Consider the following 15,231-nt stretch of genomic DNA (forward strand, 5'->3'; position numbering starts at 1 on the left):
ACTGAGGGTCACCACGCGAAGAAAGATCACTACGCGGGCACAGCCGGGTCCCTTAGAATCAAATGCCGTGCCAGAACCGCCAAATTCCCTAACGGTTTATGAATCCGAGGCTTTTCGGCTTTTAGGGGGGTGATGAAGGATTGGGCGCTTTTCTCGCGCCTAAAAGATCAACAGCAGTGCAAAAAACATAGGCATGGCAGACTGCCGACACATTCGTGCCCATCAGACAAGCAAAAGGTATTTCTGACCGGCAAAACCGGTCATTGAGCGCCTCGAATTGCGGCGATTTATTGAAGCGCTTCGCCGTGCTGGGTAATGTCGAGGCCCTCGACCTCGTGTTCGTGGGAAACCCGCAAGCCCGCCAGCATGTCCACGATCTTCAGCAGAACGAACGTCATTCCGCCGGTCCAGACGAACACCACGGCGACCCCGTAAGCCTGAGTCAGCAGCAGCGAGGGATTGCCTTCAATGAGCCCGGCGGTGCCGCCGATGGCGGCCGTGGCGAAGACGCCGGTCAGCAGCGTGCCGAGCAGGCCGCCGACGCCGTGGATACCGAAGACGTCGAGGGTGTCGTCATAGTTGAAGCGATGCTTGAGACTGGTGCAGGCCCAGAAGCAGATGGCACCCGCGACGCCGCCGATCACGATGCCATGCCAGGGCTCCACGAAGCCCGAAGCGGGGGTGATCGTGCCGAGACCAGCCACGGCACCCGAAATCATGCCAAGCACTGAGGGTTTGCGCCGCGTGATCCATTCGATCGCAGTCCATGTCAGCGCGCCGGCGCATGCCGCCAGATGGGTTGCGAGAATCGCCATCACCGCGCGTGAGCCGGCCTGCAATGCCGAACCGCCATTGAAACCGAACCAGCCGACCCACAACAGGCCGGTGCCGATCACCGCGAGTGAGAGATCGTGAGGCGACAGGTTTTCCGTGCCATAGCCGCGGCGCCGTCCCATCACCACCGCGGCCACAAGGCCTGCGGTGCCAGCGCTGAGGTGCACGACGAGACCGCCGGCGAAATCCAGCACGCCGGCTTGCGCCAGAAAACCGCCGCCCCAGACCCAGTGGGCCAACGGGATGTACACCACCGTGAACCAGCCGATGCAGAACAGCACATAGGATGAAAACCGCATCCGGTCCGCGACGGATCCCGCCACCAGCGCTACGGTGATTACCGCGAAGGTCATTTGATAAATCGCGAACAGCGCTTCCGGAATGGTTTTCGCGGCGGAATTGACGCCGTCCATGGCCATGCCGGACATCAGAATGCGATCCAGTGTTCCGATCCACGCGCCGTCGCCGACGAACACCAGGCTGTAACCGTAGATCACCCAGAGAATGGAAATCAGCGCCACCGCGATCAGGCTTTGCGCCATGGTCGCCAGCACGTTCTTCTTGCGCACCATGCCGGCATAGAACAGCGCGAGGCCGGGAATCGTCATCATCAGCACGAACGCGGTCGCCGTGATCATCCATGCAGTGTCGGCGGCGTCGATCTTCACTGTGCCGGCGAAAGCAGGCGCTGCAAATGCAAAAATCGCGACGAAAGTTGTCGCCGCAAATCGTGCGGCGGCGCGCGGCAACCTCAACATCGTAATCCCCCCGGCTAGGAAGACCTCGCGGCGTCTTGCGCGCGCCGCTGCGGTCGCTTGGTGATGCTTATTTGTTTGAGCGTGATCTTATCCAAAAACCGGCTTCCGCTTTTTGGGATCATGCTCCCAAAATTCTAGAGCGCGTCGTTGTCGGTTTCGCCGGTCCGGATGCGGACGGCGTTCTCGATCGGCGTGACGAAAACCTTGCCGTCGCCGATCTGTCCGGTGCGCGCGCCGGCGGTGATGACCTGCACTGCCTTGTCGGCGAGATCGGAGCCGACTGCGATTTCGATTCGCAGCTTGGGCAGGAAATTCACGATGTATTCTGCGCCCCGGTAAATCTCGGTGTGGCCCTTCTGGCGGCCGAAGCCCTTCACCTCGGTCACAGTCATGCCGTGCACCCCGATCGCGGTCAGAGCCAGGCGGACCTCTTCAAGTTTGAAGGGTTTGATGATTGCGGTGATTAGCTTCATGATCGCGTTTCATCCCTTGAATTCAATGCGACGTCCTCACGCGTCTTTACTCGGACCCATGCTAAATCGCTACCTTTTTGGGCAAATCGGCAGAAAAATATGCAGTTTGGGCCAAAAAGCATTGCGGCGATGCGCGGTCAGTTTGTAGCATTCGCTTTGCTCGGGGGCCGAGACCGATTGCATCCGCTTCGTGCCGCAATTCGATGCCGCAAAATGTCTTGCTGCTGGGCCCCGCACATAATTTTCCGCAGTGAGGATATGGCATGTCGGGGCGATCTTGGTTTGTTGCCGTCGGGGATAAGCAGGAAGGCCCCTATTCCGAGGACGAGTTTCGCGACCTGATTGCACGAGGCGCGGTCAGGGCTGATACATATGTGTGGGCGGACGGTATGCCCGCTTGGCAGTTCGCCGGCGACGTTCCGGGTCTGCTGTCGTCCGGTCGCACGCCGCCGTCGATCCCGCGGCAGGGCGGCGCCATCCCCGCGGAGAGCGCGCAGTCGGGTCAGTCGTTTTCCATCGATTTCAGCATCTGGGAGATGACCGGTCGGGCGCTGATCTTTGTGATTGGTTTTCTGCTGGTCATCCCGGCGCCGTGGGTGGCTGCAAGTTTTTACGGCTGGGTGATCTCGCGCGTCCATGTGCCGGGGCGCGGCCAGCTCGGCTTCACCGGCAAGCCGCTGGACATCTGGTATGTCTTCGTCGCACTGGCATTGCTGACTTACGTCGGACAGAGCGGCATCGGATACATCGAGCTGCTTGTTTTTCCGCTGCAGGCGTTTCTGTCCTGGCTTTCGCTTCGATGGGTGATCGCAAACATCAGCGCACAGGGACAACCGCTGGGGCTGAGCTTCACGGGAAATGCCTGGACGTATATTGGCTGGTATCTGCTGTTCTACCTGTCGATCATCACCATCATCGGATGGGCGTGGGTGATCACGGCCTGGATGCGCTGGCTCTGCGCCAATGTCGAAGGGACGCGGCGGGCGATTTCGTTCAACGCAACCGGGCTTGAGATGCTGTGGAGAACGCTGGTGTTCTCCATCGCCTGCATCTTCATTATTCCAATCCCGTGGATGATCCGGTGGTACGGCCAATGGTATATCGCGCAGTTCTCGGCATCAGGCCGGGTATAAGGCGCGACATCGCCATTGCGGAAGCCGCCTAAGCCGGCGGCTTTTCCTTGCGCTCGCGGACCGAGCCTTCCTGCGCGACAGAGGCCACCAGCGTGCCGTCCTGCTTGAAGATCAGGCCTCGCGTCAGGCCGCGCCCGCCCTGCGCACTCGGCGAGTCCTGGCTGTAGAGCAGCCATTCGTCGGCGCGAAACGGCCGGTGAAACCACATCGCATGATCGAGGCTGGCGGGCATCATGCGCTGGTCGAACAATGTGCGTCCGTAGCGCGCCATCACTGCATCGAGCAGTGAGAAGTCCGACGCATAGGCCAACGCGCACATGTGCAGCGCCGGATCTTCTGGCAGTTTCGCGACGGTACGAATCCAGACATGGATGCGGCCGTCCTCGATCTTCTGGCCGAAGTAGCGGCCGAGTTCGACCGGGCGCAATTCGATCGGCCGATCGGATTCATAATAGCGGCGGATGAATTCCGGCATCTCCTTGAAGATCGGCTGCTTGGAGACCTCTTCGGCCGTCAGCTTTTCGGGTGGTGGGACATCCGGCATTTTCTCCTGATGGTTGAAGGAGCCTTCTTCCTCGGCGTGGAACGACACCATGATGGAGAAGATCGCGTGGCCGTGCTGGATCGCGGTTACGCGCCGTGTCGAATAGCTCTTGCCGTCGCGCAGCCGCTCGACCTCGTAGACGATCGGAATCTGCGGATCGCCTGGCAGGATGAAATAGCAGTGCAGCGAATGCGGCAGGCGGCCTTCGACCGTGCGGCACGCCGCCACCATCGCCTGTCCGATCACCTGTCCGCCGAACACCCGCTGCCAGCGCGTTTTCGGGCTGGTGCCGCGGAACAGGTTCACTTCGAGTTGTTCGATATCGAGGATCGAGAGCAGATCAATGAGGCTTTTCGACATTCACGATGTTCCGATCTTCGTCATGCAGAGAGGACAAGGCGATTTCCGGCGGCCGGCAAACCCTGATAAACAGCGTGGGCCCATCTTCGGACCCATTCATAAGGCATATTTCCCTTATGGCCGGGTCTGAGGCAAGGGCGGCCGTGAAATACGCGCCATACGCATAATATGTCTTGAGAAACATCGGGGTCTCATGTCGTCACAGCGAAGCATCGTGATCGGGGGAGGCGCCTTCGCCGGGTTGGGACTGGCGCTGGCGCTGCGACAGGGTCTCGGCCCGGATATTCCGATCGTCGTTGCCGATCCGGCATTTGCCATGCGGCCGAGCCGCGATCCGCGTGCGTCCGCTATTGTCGCCGCCTGCCGCCGATTGTTCGAGGCGGTCGGCGTCTGGGGCGAAGTGGCGGATACCGCGCAACCCATTCTCGACATGGTGGTGACCGACTCCCGGCTTGAGGATGCGGTGCGTCCGACATTCCTGACCTTTTCGGGCGAGGTCGAGCCCGGCGAGCCGTTCGCCCACATGGTCGAAAACCGGCTTCTGATCGATGCGCTGACGGCGCGTGCGGAAGCCGAAGGCATCGAGCTCACTGCAGTGGCGGTGTCCACTTACGACTCGAATCCGGACGGCACGCGCGTGACGCTGAGCGACGGCCGCGTCATCGATGCGAGTCTGCTGGTCGCCGCTGACGGTGCCAGGTCGAAGCTGCGGGAGCGCGCCGGGATTGCGACCCATGGCTGGGACTACGATCAGTCGGGCATTGTCGTCACCGTTGGGCATGAGCGCGATCATCGAGGCCGCGCCGAGGAACATTTCCTACCGGCGGGGCCGTTCGCGATCCTGCCGCTGAAGGGCAACCGCTCGTCGCTGGTCTGGACCGAGAGCCGGCGTGAGGCCGCGCGCATCGTCGTTCTGCCCGCCGATGAATTCCAGGCCGAACTGGAAACACGATTCGGACTTCATCTCGGCGAGGTGAAGGCGCTCGACAAGCCGCGCGCATTTCCGCTCGGATACTTTGTGGCGCGCTCGTTCATCGCGGAGCGCCTCGCGCTGGTCGGCGACGCCGCCCATGTGATTCATCCGATCGCGGGACAGGGGCTCAATATGGGCCTCAAAGACGCGGCGGCGCTGGCGGAAGTGATCGTGGACGCGGCACGGCTCGGCATCGATCCGGGGCAGGCCGACGTACTGGAGCGCTATCAGCGCTGGCGGCGGTTCGACACGGTGGCGATGGGCGTCGCCACCAATTCGCTCAACCTGTTGTTCTCGAACAAATCGACCTTGCTGCGCACGGTGCGTGACATCGGGCTGGGACTGGTCGATCGTATGCCGCCGCTGAAAAGCGCCTTCATTCGTCAGGCGGCAGGATTATCCGGCGAGATGCCGCGGCTGCTCAAGGGCGAAGCGCTCTAGGTATGCAGTAGCTTTATCGCGATGTCGGCGGGCGTTTCGAACATCAGCGCCGGTGATGTCGCGCCAAGTGCTTCGCGTGTGGCATGGCCCCACGCCACGGCGCCAAAGTGTGCGCCGGCTTTCGCCGCAGCCTCGGCATCGCGAATTTCATCACCGATACACAGCGTGTCTTCGGGCTTGACGTTCAGTTTCCGCATCACGCGGGTGAACAGGGCGGATTTGCCGAACAGCGACGCGCCGCAGCCGAACGCCGCAAATAATCGCTCCGCGTCGCCCAGCGACCTGCGCACATTCGACTCGGAATCGGATGTTACGATCGCAAGAAGAATTTTTGCGGCGTGGAGCCGCTCGAGCATGCCGATCGAACCGGGAAACAGCGGAATATCACCGAGGTTCTCTGACTTCAGCCTGCGCATGTCGCGCGAAATCCAAGGAAGCCGCCACTTCGGAATTTCCAGATGCTTGATGATGTCGCGCGACGTCTTTCCCCGCAGCATCTCGGCAGCGTCATCGTCGATGCGCTTGAAGCGGTGTTTGTCGGCGATCGAATTCACCACGCTGCGAAACCACGGCAGGCTGTCGGACAGCGTGCCGTCGAAGTCGAAGATCGCGAGCTTGTAGGGCATCATCGCGGGAAGGACCGGCCGCGCCGGTCTCAATCAATTCGGCGCGCTTCTTCCGGCAGCATGATCGGAATGCCGTCGCGGATCGGATAGGCGAGCTTGGCCGAGCGCGAGATCAGTTCCTGCCGCGCGCTGTCGAATTCCAGCGGGCCCTTGGTTTGCGGGCACACTAGAATCTCCAGAAGTTTCGGATCGACGCTGCTTTCGGGCCGGTCGTTCGGCGAGGTCATTTCACTTCAGCTCCGCTGGATCTTTATTGCCGGGTCATAGCACGGCGCGGACAAAACAAAAACCGTCGGGATTTCGCAATCTATTGCAGAGGCGGATCGCCGCTGGTGCGTTTCTTGGCGAGATCCATTTCGGTGACCGCAATCAGGATTTCGGCGCGGGTCTTGAGGTTCGGCGCTTCCAGCAGCGCCTGCTTTTCCGCCGGTCCGTAGGGCGACATCATCGCCAGTGCGTTGACGAGGGCTTCGTTGGGCGCGCTCTCGATGCCGTCCCAGTCGACCTTGAGCTGATTGATCTTGAGAAACTGCGTGAGTGCCCGGAGCAGCGCGGGGCGATCCACGTCTTCCTCGCCCTTGCGCGCAGTGAAGTCGTCGATGAAGGCGGAGTAGTCCACGCGGCACTGGCGATAGGGCGTCAGAACCGTCTGCTCCTCAGCCACCTTGAACCGCGCGACACCGGTCAGTTCGAGAATGTAACGACCGTCACCGGATTCAGCGAGCTGGGTGATGCGGCCGACGCACCCGACCTTGAACAAGGTCGGCCGTTCGTTGCTGTGGGAGTGGGTGACATCGGGCTGGATCATGCCAATCAGGCGGTGGCCGTCACGCAGCGCGTCGTCCACCATCTGGAGATAGCGCGGCTCGAAAATATTGAGCGGCATCTGTCCGCGCGGCAGCAGCAGCGCGCCGGGCAGCGGAAATATCGGGATCACTTTCGGCAGATCGGCCGGACCTTTGTACTCGGCATTGATCGGCATCGGCTTCCCTCACTTCCGGCGTACGGCTTCGGACAAACCTTCAGGAGAAAAGGATCGTGGACAGACGCTTGCGGCCCTCAAGGGTGGCGTCGTCGTTCGGTCCCCATGCCTCGAAGAACTGCACGAGCTTCTTGCGCGCGCCATCGTCATCCCACTTACGATCGCGCTTGACGATTTCCATCAGATGGCCGGCCGCCTCGGTGCGCTTGCCATTCGCGTTGAGCGCGACCGCAAGATCGAAGCGCGCCTGGTGATCCAGGGGATTGGCCGCGACCTTCTGTTCGAGTTCGGTGACCGGGCCGACGGCTTTCGCCTGCTCGGCGAGATCGAGCATGGTCTGCACCGCAGAGACAGCCGCATCGCTGCGCTTGGACTCTGGTACCATGGCCAGCGTCTGCTTGGCCTGCTCCAGTGCACCGGTAGCGACATAGCACCGCGCGAGCCCGGCCAGCGCCGCCAGGTTGGTGGTGTCGATGGAAAGCACTTCGGCATAGATCGACGCGGCCGTTGCCGGATCGCCCGCTGCTATCGCGGCGTCGGCCTCGTTGAGGATTTCTGTCACATCGCCTTCCGGCGACGGCATGCCCTGCGTGAGTTTGTCGATAAAGGCGGTGACCTGGCTTTCAGGCACCGCGCCCATGAAACCGTCGGCAGGCTGGCCGTTGACGAAGGCGATCACGGCCGGAATCGACTGGATGCCCATCTGTCCCGGAATTGCCGGATGGTCATCGATGTTCATCTTGACCAGCTTGACCTTGCCCTTCGCGGCCCGGACCGCCTTTTCGAGGCTGGGCGTGAGCTGTTTGCAGGGGCCGCACCATGGCGCCCAGAAGTCGATCAGCACCGGCTGCCGCTTCGATTCCTCGATAACGTCCTTCACGAACGTCTGGGTGGTGGTGTCCTTGATCAGGTCGGGCGGCGTCGTTGCCGCGGGTCCGCTGCCTTGCTCGACTATGGTCACGTGATCCTCGCCTGCCGTATTATTTGGTGAAATTGAGCCGCTTCTAGCATAGCCAGAGCTATAAATGGCGGTCCTTCGGCCGATTTTCAATCGTCGGGATGCCCTAAAGACCTTTGGAAACATCGCTTTGACCACGAATCCATGGAACTGGTCCCGAAATGAAGGATTCCCCCTGTTGCATTGCATGTCCGCTTTTGGCATAGGAAGGCCCGGCGGCGGCGCTTGCGCCCCGCCAATTCTCTGCGATGCGGGTGTAGCTCAGGGGTAGAGCACGACCTTGCCAAGGTCGGGGTCGAGGGTTCGAATCCCTTCGCCCGCTCCAGAAAATTCTTGGCCACGCACGATCCCCGGATCGTTGCGTTCGAATGACAAGCCGCCGCAAGGCGGCTTTGTCGTTTGTACTTTGTTGCTTGCCCCATGCGCGCGCCTGCCGAATACCCGCCTCACGTAGCCGTGGCTATCCAGAGCCGCGGAAGCTGCCTAGCATCGTCATCGGCCCAGACTGAACGGACGATCCGGTCTGGGAATAAAAAGCAAACGTCCGCGGGAGAACGAGATGACAACCAGACTTTCCTGGATGGTAGTGACGTGCCTTGCCGGTGCGATCTTTGCCAGCGCTGGCGCGCAGGCCAAGGACCTCAAGCTGACGACGACGGACACCATGATTCCGACCGGCGAGGCCGGCATTCAACTGTTCGTGCGCAACAAGCATCCGGTCGGCCAGACAAAATTTACCGCCGACAAGATCCTGCTCTACGTCCACGGCGCGACCTATCCGTCGGAAACCGCCTTCGACCTGCCGATCGGCGGCAAGTCGATGATGGATCTGATCGCGGCGCGGGGCTACGACGTCTATCTTGTAGATGTGCGCGGTTATGGCCGCTCGTCCCGGCCGCCTGAAATGAGCCAGCCGCCGGCGGCCAACAAGCCGATCGTCCAGACCCGCGTCGCCGCGAAGGATTTCGGAACTGCGGTCGATTACATCCTCAAGAAGCGCGGCGTTTCCAAGATCAACGTGATGGGCTGGTCGTGGGGCACCTCGACCGTCGGTCTCTACACCAGCGAGAACAACGCCAAGGTGAACCGTCTCGTGCTCTACGCGCCGCAGTGGATTCGCACCGAGCCGCCGCCGGCCAATCCGCCGCAGCTTGGCGCGTACCGGCTCGTCTCGAAGGATTCCGCCAAGGAGCGCTGGCTGAAAGGCGTGCCGGAGGACAAGAAGGCCGATCTTATTCCGGCCGGCGTATTCGATGCATGGGCCGACGCGACCTGGGCGACCGATCCGGATTCGGTGACGAAGAACCCCGGCATGCTGCGCGCGCCGAACGGCGTGGTCGAAGACACGCAGCTTTACTGGGGCGCAGGCAAGGCGCTCTATGATCCGGGCAAGATCACCGTGCCGACATTCGTCCTGCATGCCGAATGGGACGCCGACCTGCCGAGCTACCTGGCGCAGAACTACGTCAAGCAGCTGAAGAACGCGCCCTACTGGCGCATGGTGGAGATCAGCGAAGGCACCCATACGGTGATGATGGAAAAGAACCGCATGCAGTTTTTTCGCGAACTGATGAACTTCCTCTCCGAGGAAAAACCGCTGGCCTTGAACGACTGAGCGTTGGTCAAACCAAAAAACAAAAAGCCGGGCTTCGACCCGGCTTTTGCATGTTAGCTGCGCTTGCCTCAGCCGAGCTGCGATTCGTAAGCCTTCAGGTGCGTGTAGACGATGCGCAGCAGCGGCACGCTGAGCGCGCCTTTTTTGTTGGTCTCGGCGCGACGGATCAGATCGCCGATGATCTGGTCGGCTTCGATTCGGGCGTTGCCCCGGATGTCGCGCAGCATCGACGCGGTCATCTGCGAACCGGGTGCGAACAGTAGGCCGCCCGTCCGCTCAAGAAATTCCGCGCGCGGCGCATGGCCCGCGGCTTCTGCGACCGACGCGATCTCGGCGCGAAGCCCGCGAATGAAATCCGCTCCGCCGGGGGCTGCGGTGATATGCCCGGCTGCGGCGCGCATCAGCGACGTTGCACCCGCCAACGTGGCGAGGAACACCCACTTCTCGTACATCTCCTGGATGATGACGTCGCTGGCCTTGGCATCGAACATGGCGCCTTGCAAGGCCGCCTCAATGCGCCTGGCGCGGTCACCCTTGGGCGTACCGCGCTCGCCGAACGACATCGCCTGTAGGGGCGTGAGGTGCTGGATGACACCCTGAGGGTCCAGCATCGATGCAATCTGGCATTGTCCGCCCATGACACGGTCGATGCCGAATTTCGCATCGAGCACATCGAGATGTTTCATGCCATTGAGGAACGGAATGATCGCGGTCTCAGGGCCGACGGCCGCGGCGAATGATGCAATCGCGTCGTCGAGATCGTAAGCCTTGCAGCTCAGGATGATGACGTCAAACGGCGCCTTGAGGTTTTCGCTGAGAACCGTGGGAGGATTCTTGAGCGTGACGTCGCCGGCCGGGCTCTTGATGACGAGGCCGTTCCTGGCCAGCAGTTCGGCGCGCTTGGCGCGCACCAGAAAGGTGACGTCGCGCCCGGCCTGTAACAGCCTGCCGCCGAAGTATCCGCCGGTCGCTCCAGCCCCGATAACAAGAATTCGCATGTTCAAATCCACTTCTTTCTGAGTGTTGACATGCGATCCTTGCTCGAATGACAGCGCCGGCGCAAGCAGGGCTCGCGCCGGCGTGTTGCTCGGCAGCTATGCGCGTGCGCTTACCATTTTTCGCCGAAGGGGCGTATTTCCATTTCGAACGTCCAGGCGCTGCGCGGCTGCTGGTAGAGCAGCCAGTAGGATTCGGCGACCGAGGACGGCGGCATCAGCAAGTCGGGATTGTCGAGCGCATTCGGACCATTGGCCTCGATGCGGCGCTGGCGCACCCATTCGGTATCGACGCCGGAGTCGATAATCAGGTGCGCGACGTGGATGTTCTTCGGTCCGAGTTCGCGGGCGGTCGCCTGCGCCACGGCGCGCAAGCCGAATTTGGCGCTGGCAAAAGCCGCATATCCGGGGCCGCCGCGCAGGCTGGCGGTCGCGCCGGTGAAGAAGATGTTGCCCTTGCCGCGCGGCAGCATCAAGCGAGCCGCCTCGCGTCCTGCCAGAAAGCCGGAGTAGCAGGCCATTTCCCAAACCTTGCGGAACACCCGCTCCGTGGTGTCGAGAATCGGAAAGTTGACGTTGGCGCCGATGTTGAAGATGCAGACCTCGAGCGGTGCATGCTTGTCGGCATCGCCGAGGAAGGAGACAATCTCGTCTTCCTTGCGCGCGTCGAGCGAGCGGGCATGGATTTCGCCGCCCTCCGCCTCGATCTCCTTGACCAGCGGCGCGAGCTTGTCGCCGTTGCGGCGCCCGGCAAAGACGGTGAAGCCTTCGGACGCGAATTTCTTGGCGATCTCGCCGCCGATATAGTCGCCGGCGCCGATCACGGCGACTGTCGCATTTCTCTTGGCCAAGTTCGCCTCCCTGATGAAGCCGGTTGATACGCGGCGGAAATTGTTTCCGCCGCGCGAGGTTCGAGTCAATTCACTTCACGCCGCCTTATTTGGCGTCGTCGCTGATCAGGCCACCCACCAGATCCCACGCCTTGCCGTTCCAGCGCTGGAGGTTGAGCTGCGTGTACATCTTGTTGTTAGTCGGACCGGTGTTGACCATGATGCCGGGCAGCGACATCGGCAGCGCGAGACCCTTGATGTTGCGGGTCTGCTTCAGGATGTTCTCGCGCGAAAGATCGTTGCCGCATTGCTTGAGCACGGTTTCGAGCACGACACCCTGATGGATGCCGGTAAAGTAGTTGCTGTCGGCAAGATCGGCGCCTGGCATGTATTTTTCCATGAAGGAGCGGTACATTTTCACGCCTTCGTCATTCGCCCATTTCGGATCGTCCGGATCCTTGCGGTAGGTTGCAGTCATCACGCCGGTGGAGATGTCGAGTCCGGCCGGCGCGAGCACGGCGGCGATCGAGCTTGAAATCAGGTTAGTGATGAACAGCGGCTTCCAGCCGGATTCGTGGGTTTTGCGGATCGCCTGCGCGGCGAATTTCGGCGTGCCGGCGAACAGCATCACGGTTGCGCCCGAGCTTTTCAGCGAGACGATCTGGGAATCGATCGTCGGCTGGCTGACTTCGTAGGTGCTGGTCACGACCTTGCTGTCGAACGCTTCTTTCAGTTCGGATTTGAAGCCCGCGATGAAATCCTTACCCAGATCGTCGTTCTGATAGAGAATCGCGATCTTGGCGTTTGGCATTTCCTTGGCGAGGTAACGCGCATAGGCGCGCGATTCGGTATCGTAGCTCGGCAGGCCGGTGGTGATCATCGGATATTCGTTGTAATCCGTGAAACGCGTCGCGCCGGTGACGATGAAAGCCTGCGGGATTTTCTTTGCGCCGAGATATTTTGCGATGGCAAGGTTGCTCGGTGTGCCGAGCGTCGAGAACATGAAGGCGACTTCGTCGGATTCGACCAGCTTGCGGGTCTGCTCCACCGCCTTCGGTGGGCTGTAGGCGTCGTCGAGCGCGACCAGATTGATCTTGCGCCCGTTCACACCACCCTTTTCGTTGATAAAATTGACATAGGCGATCAGCGACTTTCCGACCGCGCCCAGCGCCGATGCCGGGCCGCTGAACGGGAATACCGCGCCGACCCTGATTTCGGTTGCGGTGACGCCGGGCGTTTCGGCCATCGCGGGGGCGGGCATTTTGACCATCAGCACGATTGCCGCAGCCGCCAGTAATGCAGTTCTCCTGAGCATCGCTCTATCTCCCTTGATTTATTCATTCGCGGGGCCGTGGTTGGCCGCGCTTTTCTCAGAGCAATAGGGTTCTGATATAGAACTGTCAATGTCAATGCGGCAGATGCGCTTTCTGCTGCTCTGCAACATACAGGGCTTCCCGGTTACCTGGCTCTGGGATATAATCAATATCAAATCAGAACGAGACCTCGCGGCTCGACGACGCCGCAGGGACGGCACGGAGACGCGGGATGAGATGGGATCGCCTTGAAGACGAAGCATGTTCGATGTCGCGGACGGTGTCGGTCATCGGCGACCGCTGGACGTTGCTCATTCTGCGCGATTGTTTCCGCCGCATCCGTCGTTTCGATGAGTTCCAGTCACGTCTCGGAATCACCCGGCATCTTCTGGCCGAGCGTTTAAGGAAGCTGGTGCGTCAGGGCGTGCTGCGCCGCGTGGCCTATCAGGAAAGGCCGAAGCGCTACGAATATATCCTGACCCAGAAGGGCCTCGACCTTCATCCCGTCATGATGTCGATTGTCCACTGGGGCGACGTGCATATGGCGGACGAGCGCGGGCGGCCCGTGATTCATCAGCACAAGAGCTGCGGCCATACCTTCGATCCGGTGATGACCTGCTCGGTGTGCAATGAACCGCTCATCGCGAAGGAGGTCCATGTGCATCCGGGGCCGGGCGCGGACCCGTCAAAGGTGGCGCTGCCCTCGCTCGAGCAGCAGGCCATGGATTAGGCCAGACCTAAGGGTCCGTGACCCTAGCTGTTTCGGTATGCTTCAAATAGGCTGCCGTCTCCTCTGACGGCTGGCTTTGGAAACATCCATGCTCACGGTCCATCATCTCAACAATTCCCGCTCGCAACGGGTGCTCTGGCTGCTGGAAGAACTCGGCGTGCCCTATGAGATCGTGCGCTATCAGCGCCAGCCGTCGATGCTGGCGCCGAAAGAATTGCGCGCGCTGCATCCGCTCGGGAAATCACCGGTCATCACCGATGGTGGCAACACCATCGCGGAGTCGGGCGCCATCGTCGAGTACATCGTCGAGACTTACGGCAACGGCCGTCTGATTCCGCCGCCGAGGACACCGGAGCGTCTGCGCTATACCTACTGGCTGCACTACGCCGAAGGATCGGCGATGCCACTGCTGTTGCAGAAGCTGCTGTTCACGCTGGCGCCGAAGCGCGTGCCTGGATTGCTGCGTCCCTTCGTCAAGCCGGTATTCGACCGGATGCTCGCCACGCTGGTCGATCCGCAGTTGAAGCAGCACATCGCGTTCTGGGAAGACGAATTGTCCAGAAGCGAATGGTTCGCAGGCAATGATTTCTCCGCCGCCGATATCCAGATGAGCTTTCCGCTGGAGGCGGCATCCGCGCGCGCGGGCTTCGCAAACGCACCGAAAGCGGCAGCGTGGCTGGGGCGCATTCACGCGCGTCCTGCTTACCAGCGGGCGCTGGAGAGGGGCGGCTCGTACCAGGTCGGGCGGTAAACTGAAATTCGGTCGGTTAGTGTGGGACCGCGCCGAGCGACGGCAGCGGCATCACCCTGACCCCCGGCGGCGGCACGTTGTCGTCCGGCACGAAGAAATCCGACAGCAGCGGCACCGACGAATCGACACGATAAGACTCGAAGTCGCGCACGCCGGAATCATACAAGATGCTGTCGTCGATGCAGAACTGTCCCGTGAATTCGCGCGCCGGCTTGGTGAAAATCACATGGGCGGCGTCGGCGAGGATTTCCGGCGTGCGGCTGGCGCGCATCATGGCGTCGCCGCCGAGCAGGTTGCCGACGGCGGCGGTGGCGATTGGCGTTCGCGGCCACAGCGCGTTCACGGCAACGCCTGCGCGGCGCAGTTCGCCCGAGAGGCCGAGCACGCACATGCTCATGCCGAACTTCGCCATCGTATAGGCCGTCGAGTGCTCGAACCATTTCGCTTTCATGTCGAGCGGCGGGGACAGCATCAGGATGTGCGGATTCGCCGCTTTCTTGAGATGCGGGATGCAGTATTTCGACACCATGAACGTGCCGCGGGTGTTGATTCCCATCATCAGGTCGAAGCGCTTCATCTCGGTGCGCTGGGAATCTGTCAGGCTGATGGCGCTGGCATTGTTGACGCAGATGTCGATGCCGCCGAACTCCGCCACCGTCATTTCGATGGCGGACAGCACCTGCGCCTCGTCGCGGATGTCGCAGATCAGCGGCAGCGCCCTGCCGCCGGCGGCCTTGATCGCCTCCGCAGCGGTATAGATGGTGCCTTCGAGTTTCGGCTGCGGCGTCGTTGTTTTCGCGGCAATGGCGATGTTGGCGCCATCGCGCGCGGCTCGCAGCGCGATCGCAAGGCCGATGCCACGGCTGCCGCCGGTGATGAATAGCGTCTTGCCTTTCAGCGTTGTCATGCGCTCGC

Annotated in this window: 16 protein-coding genes and 1 tRNA gene; 6 read left to right on the forward strand and 11 right to left on the reverse strand. The window is 61.5% G+C overall.

What is annotated here, in order from left to right; genetic code table 11:
- Window positions 1–287: 287 nt before the first annotated feature.
- Complete coding sequence (locus LVY71_RS00860) at window positions 288–1,592, reverse strand: ammonium transporter (protein ID WP_235097322.1); 1,305 nt, start codon at window positions 1,590–1,592, stop codon at window positions 288–290.
- A 134-nt stretch (window positions 1,593–1,726) separates the two neighbouring features.
- Window positions 1,727–2,065, reverse strand: a complete 339-nt coding sequence (locus tag LVY71_RS00865) for a P-II family nitrogen regulator (RefSeq protein ID WP_235097323.1) — start codon at window positions 2,063–2,065, stop codon at window positions 1,727–1,729.
- A 263-nt stretch (window positions 2,066–2,328) separates the two neighbouring features.
- Here LVY71_RS00865 and LVY71_RS00870 point away from each other — a divergent pair, with 263 nt between their 5' ends.
- Window positions 2,329–3,198: a DUF4339 domain-containing protein gene (locus LVY71_RS00870; RefSeq protein ID WP_235097324.1), complete on the forward strand. Its 870-nt coding sequence runs from the start codon at window positions 2,329–2,331 to the stop codon at window positions 3,196–3,198.
- Window positions 3,199–3,226: 28 nt separating this feature from the next.
- Here LVY71_RS00870 and tesB read toward each other — a convergent pair whose 3' ends face one another.
- Entirely contained in the window at window positions 3,227–4,102 is an 876-nt protein-coding gene (tesB, locus tag LVY71_RS00875; RefSeq protein ID WP_235097325.1) for an acyl-CoA thioesterase II, read from the reverse strand.
- Window positions 4,103–4,295: 193 nt separating this feature from the next.
- Between tesB and LVY71_RS00880 the strand changes: the two genes are divergently transcribed.
- Window positions 4,296–5,516, forward strand: a complete 1,221-nt coding sequence (locus LVY71_RS00880) for a ubiquinone biosynthesis hydroxylase (protein ID WP_235097326.1) — start codon at window positions 4,296–4,298, stop codon at window positions 5,514–5,516.
- On the opposite strand, the gene LVY71_RS00885 is transcribed toward LVY71_RS00880, so the two are convergent.
- The 4 genes from LVY71_RS00885 to trxA form a co-directional block, all read right to left on the reverse strand.
- Window positions 5,513–6,145: an HAD hydrolase-like protein gene (locus LVY71_RS00885; protein ID WP_235097327.1), complete on the reverse strand. Its 633-nt coding sequence runs from the start codon at window positions 6,143–6,145 to the stop codon at window positions 5,513–5,515. The two genes, LVY71_RS00880 and LVY71_RS00885, sit on opposite strands and share 4 nt — an antisense overlap.
- Before the next feature lie 26 nt (window positions 6,146–6,171).
- Window positions 6,172–6,369, reverse strand: a complete 198-nt coding sequence (locus tag LVY71_RS00890) for a Trm112 family protein (protein ID WP_235097329.1) — start codon at window positions 6,367–6,369, stop codon at window positions 6,172–6,174.
- An 80-nt stretch (window positions 6,370–6,449) separates the two neighbouring features.
- On the reverse strand, window positions 6,450–7,124 hold the full coding sequence (locus LVY71_RS00895; protein ID WP_235097330.1) for an LON peptidase substrate-binding domain-containing protein: 675 nt from the start codon (window positions 7,122–7,124) through the stop codon (window positions 6,450–6,452).
- Between the two features lie 40 nt (window positions 7,125–7,164).
- The gene (gene trxA / locus LVY71_RS00900) at window positions 7,165–8,085 is read right to left on the reverse strand and encodes a thioredoxin (protein ID WP_235097331.1); all 921 of its coding nucleotides are present in this window, start codon (window positions 8,083–8,085) and stop codon (window positions 7,165–7,167) included.
- Window positions 8,086–8,332: 247 nt separating this feature from the next.
- Between trxA and LVY71_RS00905 the strand changes: the two genes are divergently transcribed.
- A tRNA-Gly gene (locus LVY71_RS00905) sits at window positions 8,333–8,407 on the forward strand.
- Window positions 8,408–8,641: 234 nt separating this feature from the next.
- Entirely contained in the window at window positions 8,642–9,697 is a 1,056-nt protein-coding gene (locus LVY71_RS00910) for an alpha/beta hydrolase (RefSeq protein WP_235097332.1), read from the forward strand.
- Between the two features lie 68 nt (window positions 9,698–9,765).
- Here LVY71_RS00910 and panE read toward each other — a convergent pair whose 3' ends face one another.
- The 3 genes from panE to LVY71_RS00925 all read right to left on the reverse strand — a co-directional run bounded on the left by panE (window position 9,766) and on the right by LVY71_RS00925 (window position 12,837).
- Window positions 9,766–10,695 (reverse strand): 2-dehydropantoate 2-reductase, encoded by a 930-nt coding sequence (panE, locus tag LVY71_RS00915; protein ID WP_235097333.1) that lies wholly within the window; start codon window positions 10,693–10,695, stop codon window positions 9,766–9,768.
- A gap of 110 nt (window positions 10,696–10,805) precedes the next feature.
- Window positions 10,806–11,543 carry an SDR family oxidoreductase gene (locus LVY71_RS00920; protein ID WP_235097334.1) on the reverse strand — a complete coding sequence of 246 codons (738 nt, stop codon included), beginning with the start codon at window positions 11,541–11,543 and terminating at the stop codon, window positions 10,806–10,808.
- An 85-nt stretch (window positions 11,544–11,628) separates the two neighbouring features.
- A complete protein-coding gene (locus LVY71_RS00925) occupies window positions 11,629–12,837 on the reverse strand; it encodes an ABC transporter substrate-binding protein (protein ID WP_235097335.1) in 1,209 nt (402 codons plus the stop codon).
- 230 nt (window positions 12,838–13,067) lie between these two features.
- On the opposite strand from LVY71_RS00925, the gene LVY71_RS00930 reads away from it, so the two are divergent.
- Window positions 13,068–13,565 carry a winged helix-turn-helix transcriptional regulator gene (locus LVY71_RS00930; protein ID WP_235097336.1) on the forward strand — a complete coding sequence of 166 codons (498 nt, stop codon included), beginning with the start codon at window positions 13,068–13,070 and terminating at the stop codon, window positions 13,563–13,565.
- Window positions 13,566–13,653: 88 nt separating this feature from the next.
- Window positions 13,654–14,316 carry a glutathione S-transferase family protein gene (locus LVY71_RS00935; protein WP_235097337.1) on the forward strand — a complete coding sequence of 221 codons (663 nt, stop codon included), beginning with the start codon at window positions 13,654–13,656 and terminating at the stop codon, window positions 14,314–14,316.
- A gap of 16 nt (window positions 14,317–14,332) precedes the next feature.
- On the opposite strand, the gene LVY71_RS00940 is transcribed toward LVY71_RS00935, so the two are convergent.
- The gene (locus tag LVY71_RS00940) at window positions 14,333–15,223 is read right to left on the reverse strand and encodes an SDR family oxidoreductase (protein ID WP_235097338.1); all 891 of its coding nucleotides are present in this window, start codon (window positions 15,221–15,223) and stop codon (window positions 14,333–14,335) included.
- Window positions 15,224–15,231: the final 8 nt, after the last annotated feature.

The sequence above is a fragment of the Bradyrhizobium sp. G127 genome, assembly GCF_021502575.1.
GTDB lineage: Bacteria > Pseudomonadota > Alphaproteobacteria > Rhizobiales > Xanthobacteraceae > Afipia.

Excerpts from the sequence above, each read along its gene's own strand:
- tesB (WP_235097325.1), bottom strand. The coding sequence starts at position 4,102 with ATGTCGAAAAGCCTCATTGATCTGCTCTCGATCCTCGATATCGAACAA.
- LVY71_RS00895 (WP_235097330.1), bottom strand. The coding sequence starts at position 7,124 with ATGCCGATCAATGCCGAGTACAAAGGTCCGGCCGATCTGCCGAAAGTG.
- LVY71_RS00865 (WP_235097323.1), bottom strand. The coding sequence starts at position 2,065 with ATGAAGCTAATCACCGCAATCATCAAACCCTTCAAACTTGAAGAGGTC.
- LVY71_RS00930 (WP_235097336.1), top strand. The coding sequence starts at position 13,068 with ATGAGATGGGATCGCCTTGAAGACGAAGCATGTTCGATGTCGCGGACG.
- LVY71_RS00935 (WP_235097337.1), top strand. The coding sequence starts at position 13,654 with ATGCTCACGGTCCATCATCTCAACAATTCCCGCTCGCAACGGGTGCTC.
- LVY71_RS00860 (WP_235097322.1), bottom strand. The coding sequence starts at position 1,592 with ATGTTGAGGTTGCCGCGCGCCGCCGCACGATTTGCGGCGACAACTTTC.
- LVY71_RS00940 (WP_235097338.1), bottom strand. The coding sequence starts at position 15,223 with ATGACAACGCTGAAAGGCAAGACGCTATTCATCACCGGCGGCAGCCGT.
- panE (WP_235097333.1), bottom strand. The coding sequence starts at position 10,695 with ATGCGAATTCTTGTTATCGGGGCTGGAGCGACCGGCGGATACTTCGGC.
- LVY71_RS00890 (WP_235097329.1), bottom strand. The coding sequence starts at position 6,369 with ATGACCTCGCCGAACGACCGGCCCGAAAGCAGCGTCGATCCGAAACTT.
- LVY71_RS00880 (WP_235097326.1), top strand. The coding sequence starts at position 4,296 with ATGTCGTCACAGCGAAGCATCGTGATCGGGGGAGGCGCCTTCGCCGGG.
- LVY71_RS00885 (WP_235097327.1), bottom strand. The coding sequence starts at position 6,145 with ATGATGCCCTACAAGCTCGCGATCTTCGACTTCGACGGCACGCTGTCC.
- LVY71_RS00910 (WP_235097332.1), top strand. The coding sequence starts at position 8,642 with ATGACAACCAGACTTTCCTGGATGGTAGTGACGTGCCTTGCCGGTGCG.
- LVY71_RS00925 (WP_235097335.1), bottom strand. The coding sequence starts at position 12,837 with ATGCTCAGGAGAACTGCATTACTGGCGGCTGCGGCAATCGTGCTGATG.
- LVY71_RS00870 (WP_235097324.1), top strand. The coding sequence starts at position 2,329 with ATGTCGGGGCGATCTTGGTTTGTTGCCGTCGGGGATAAGCAGGAAGGC.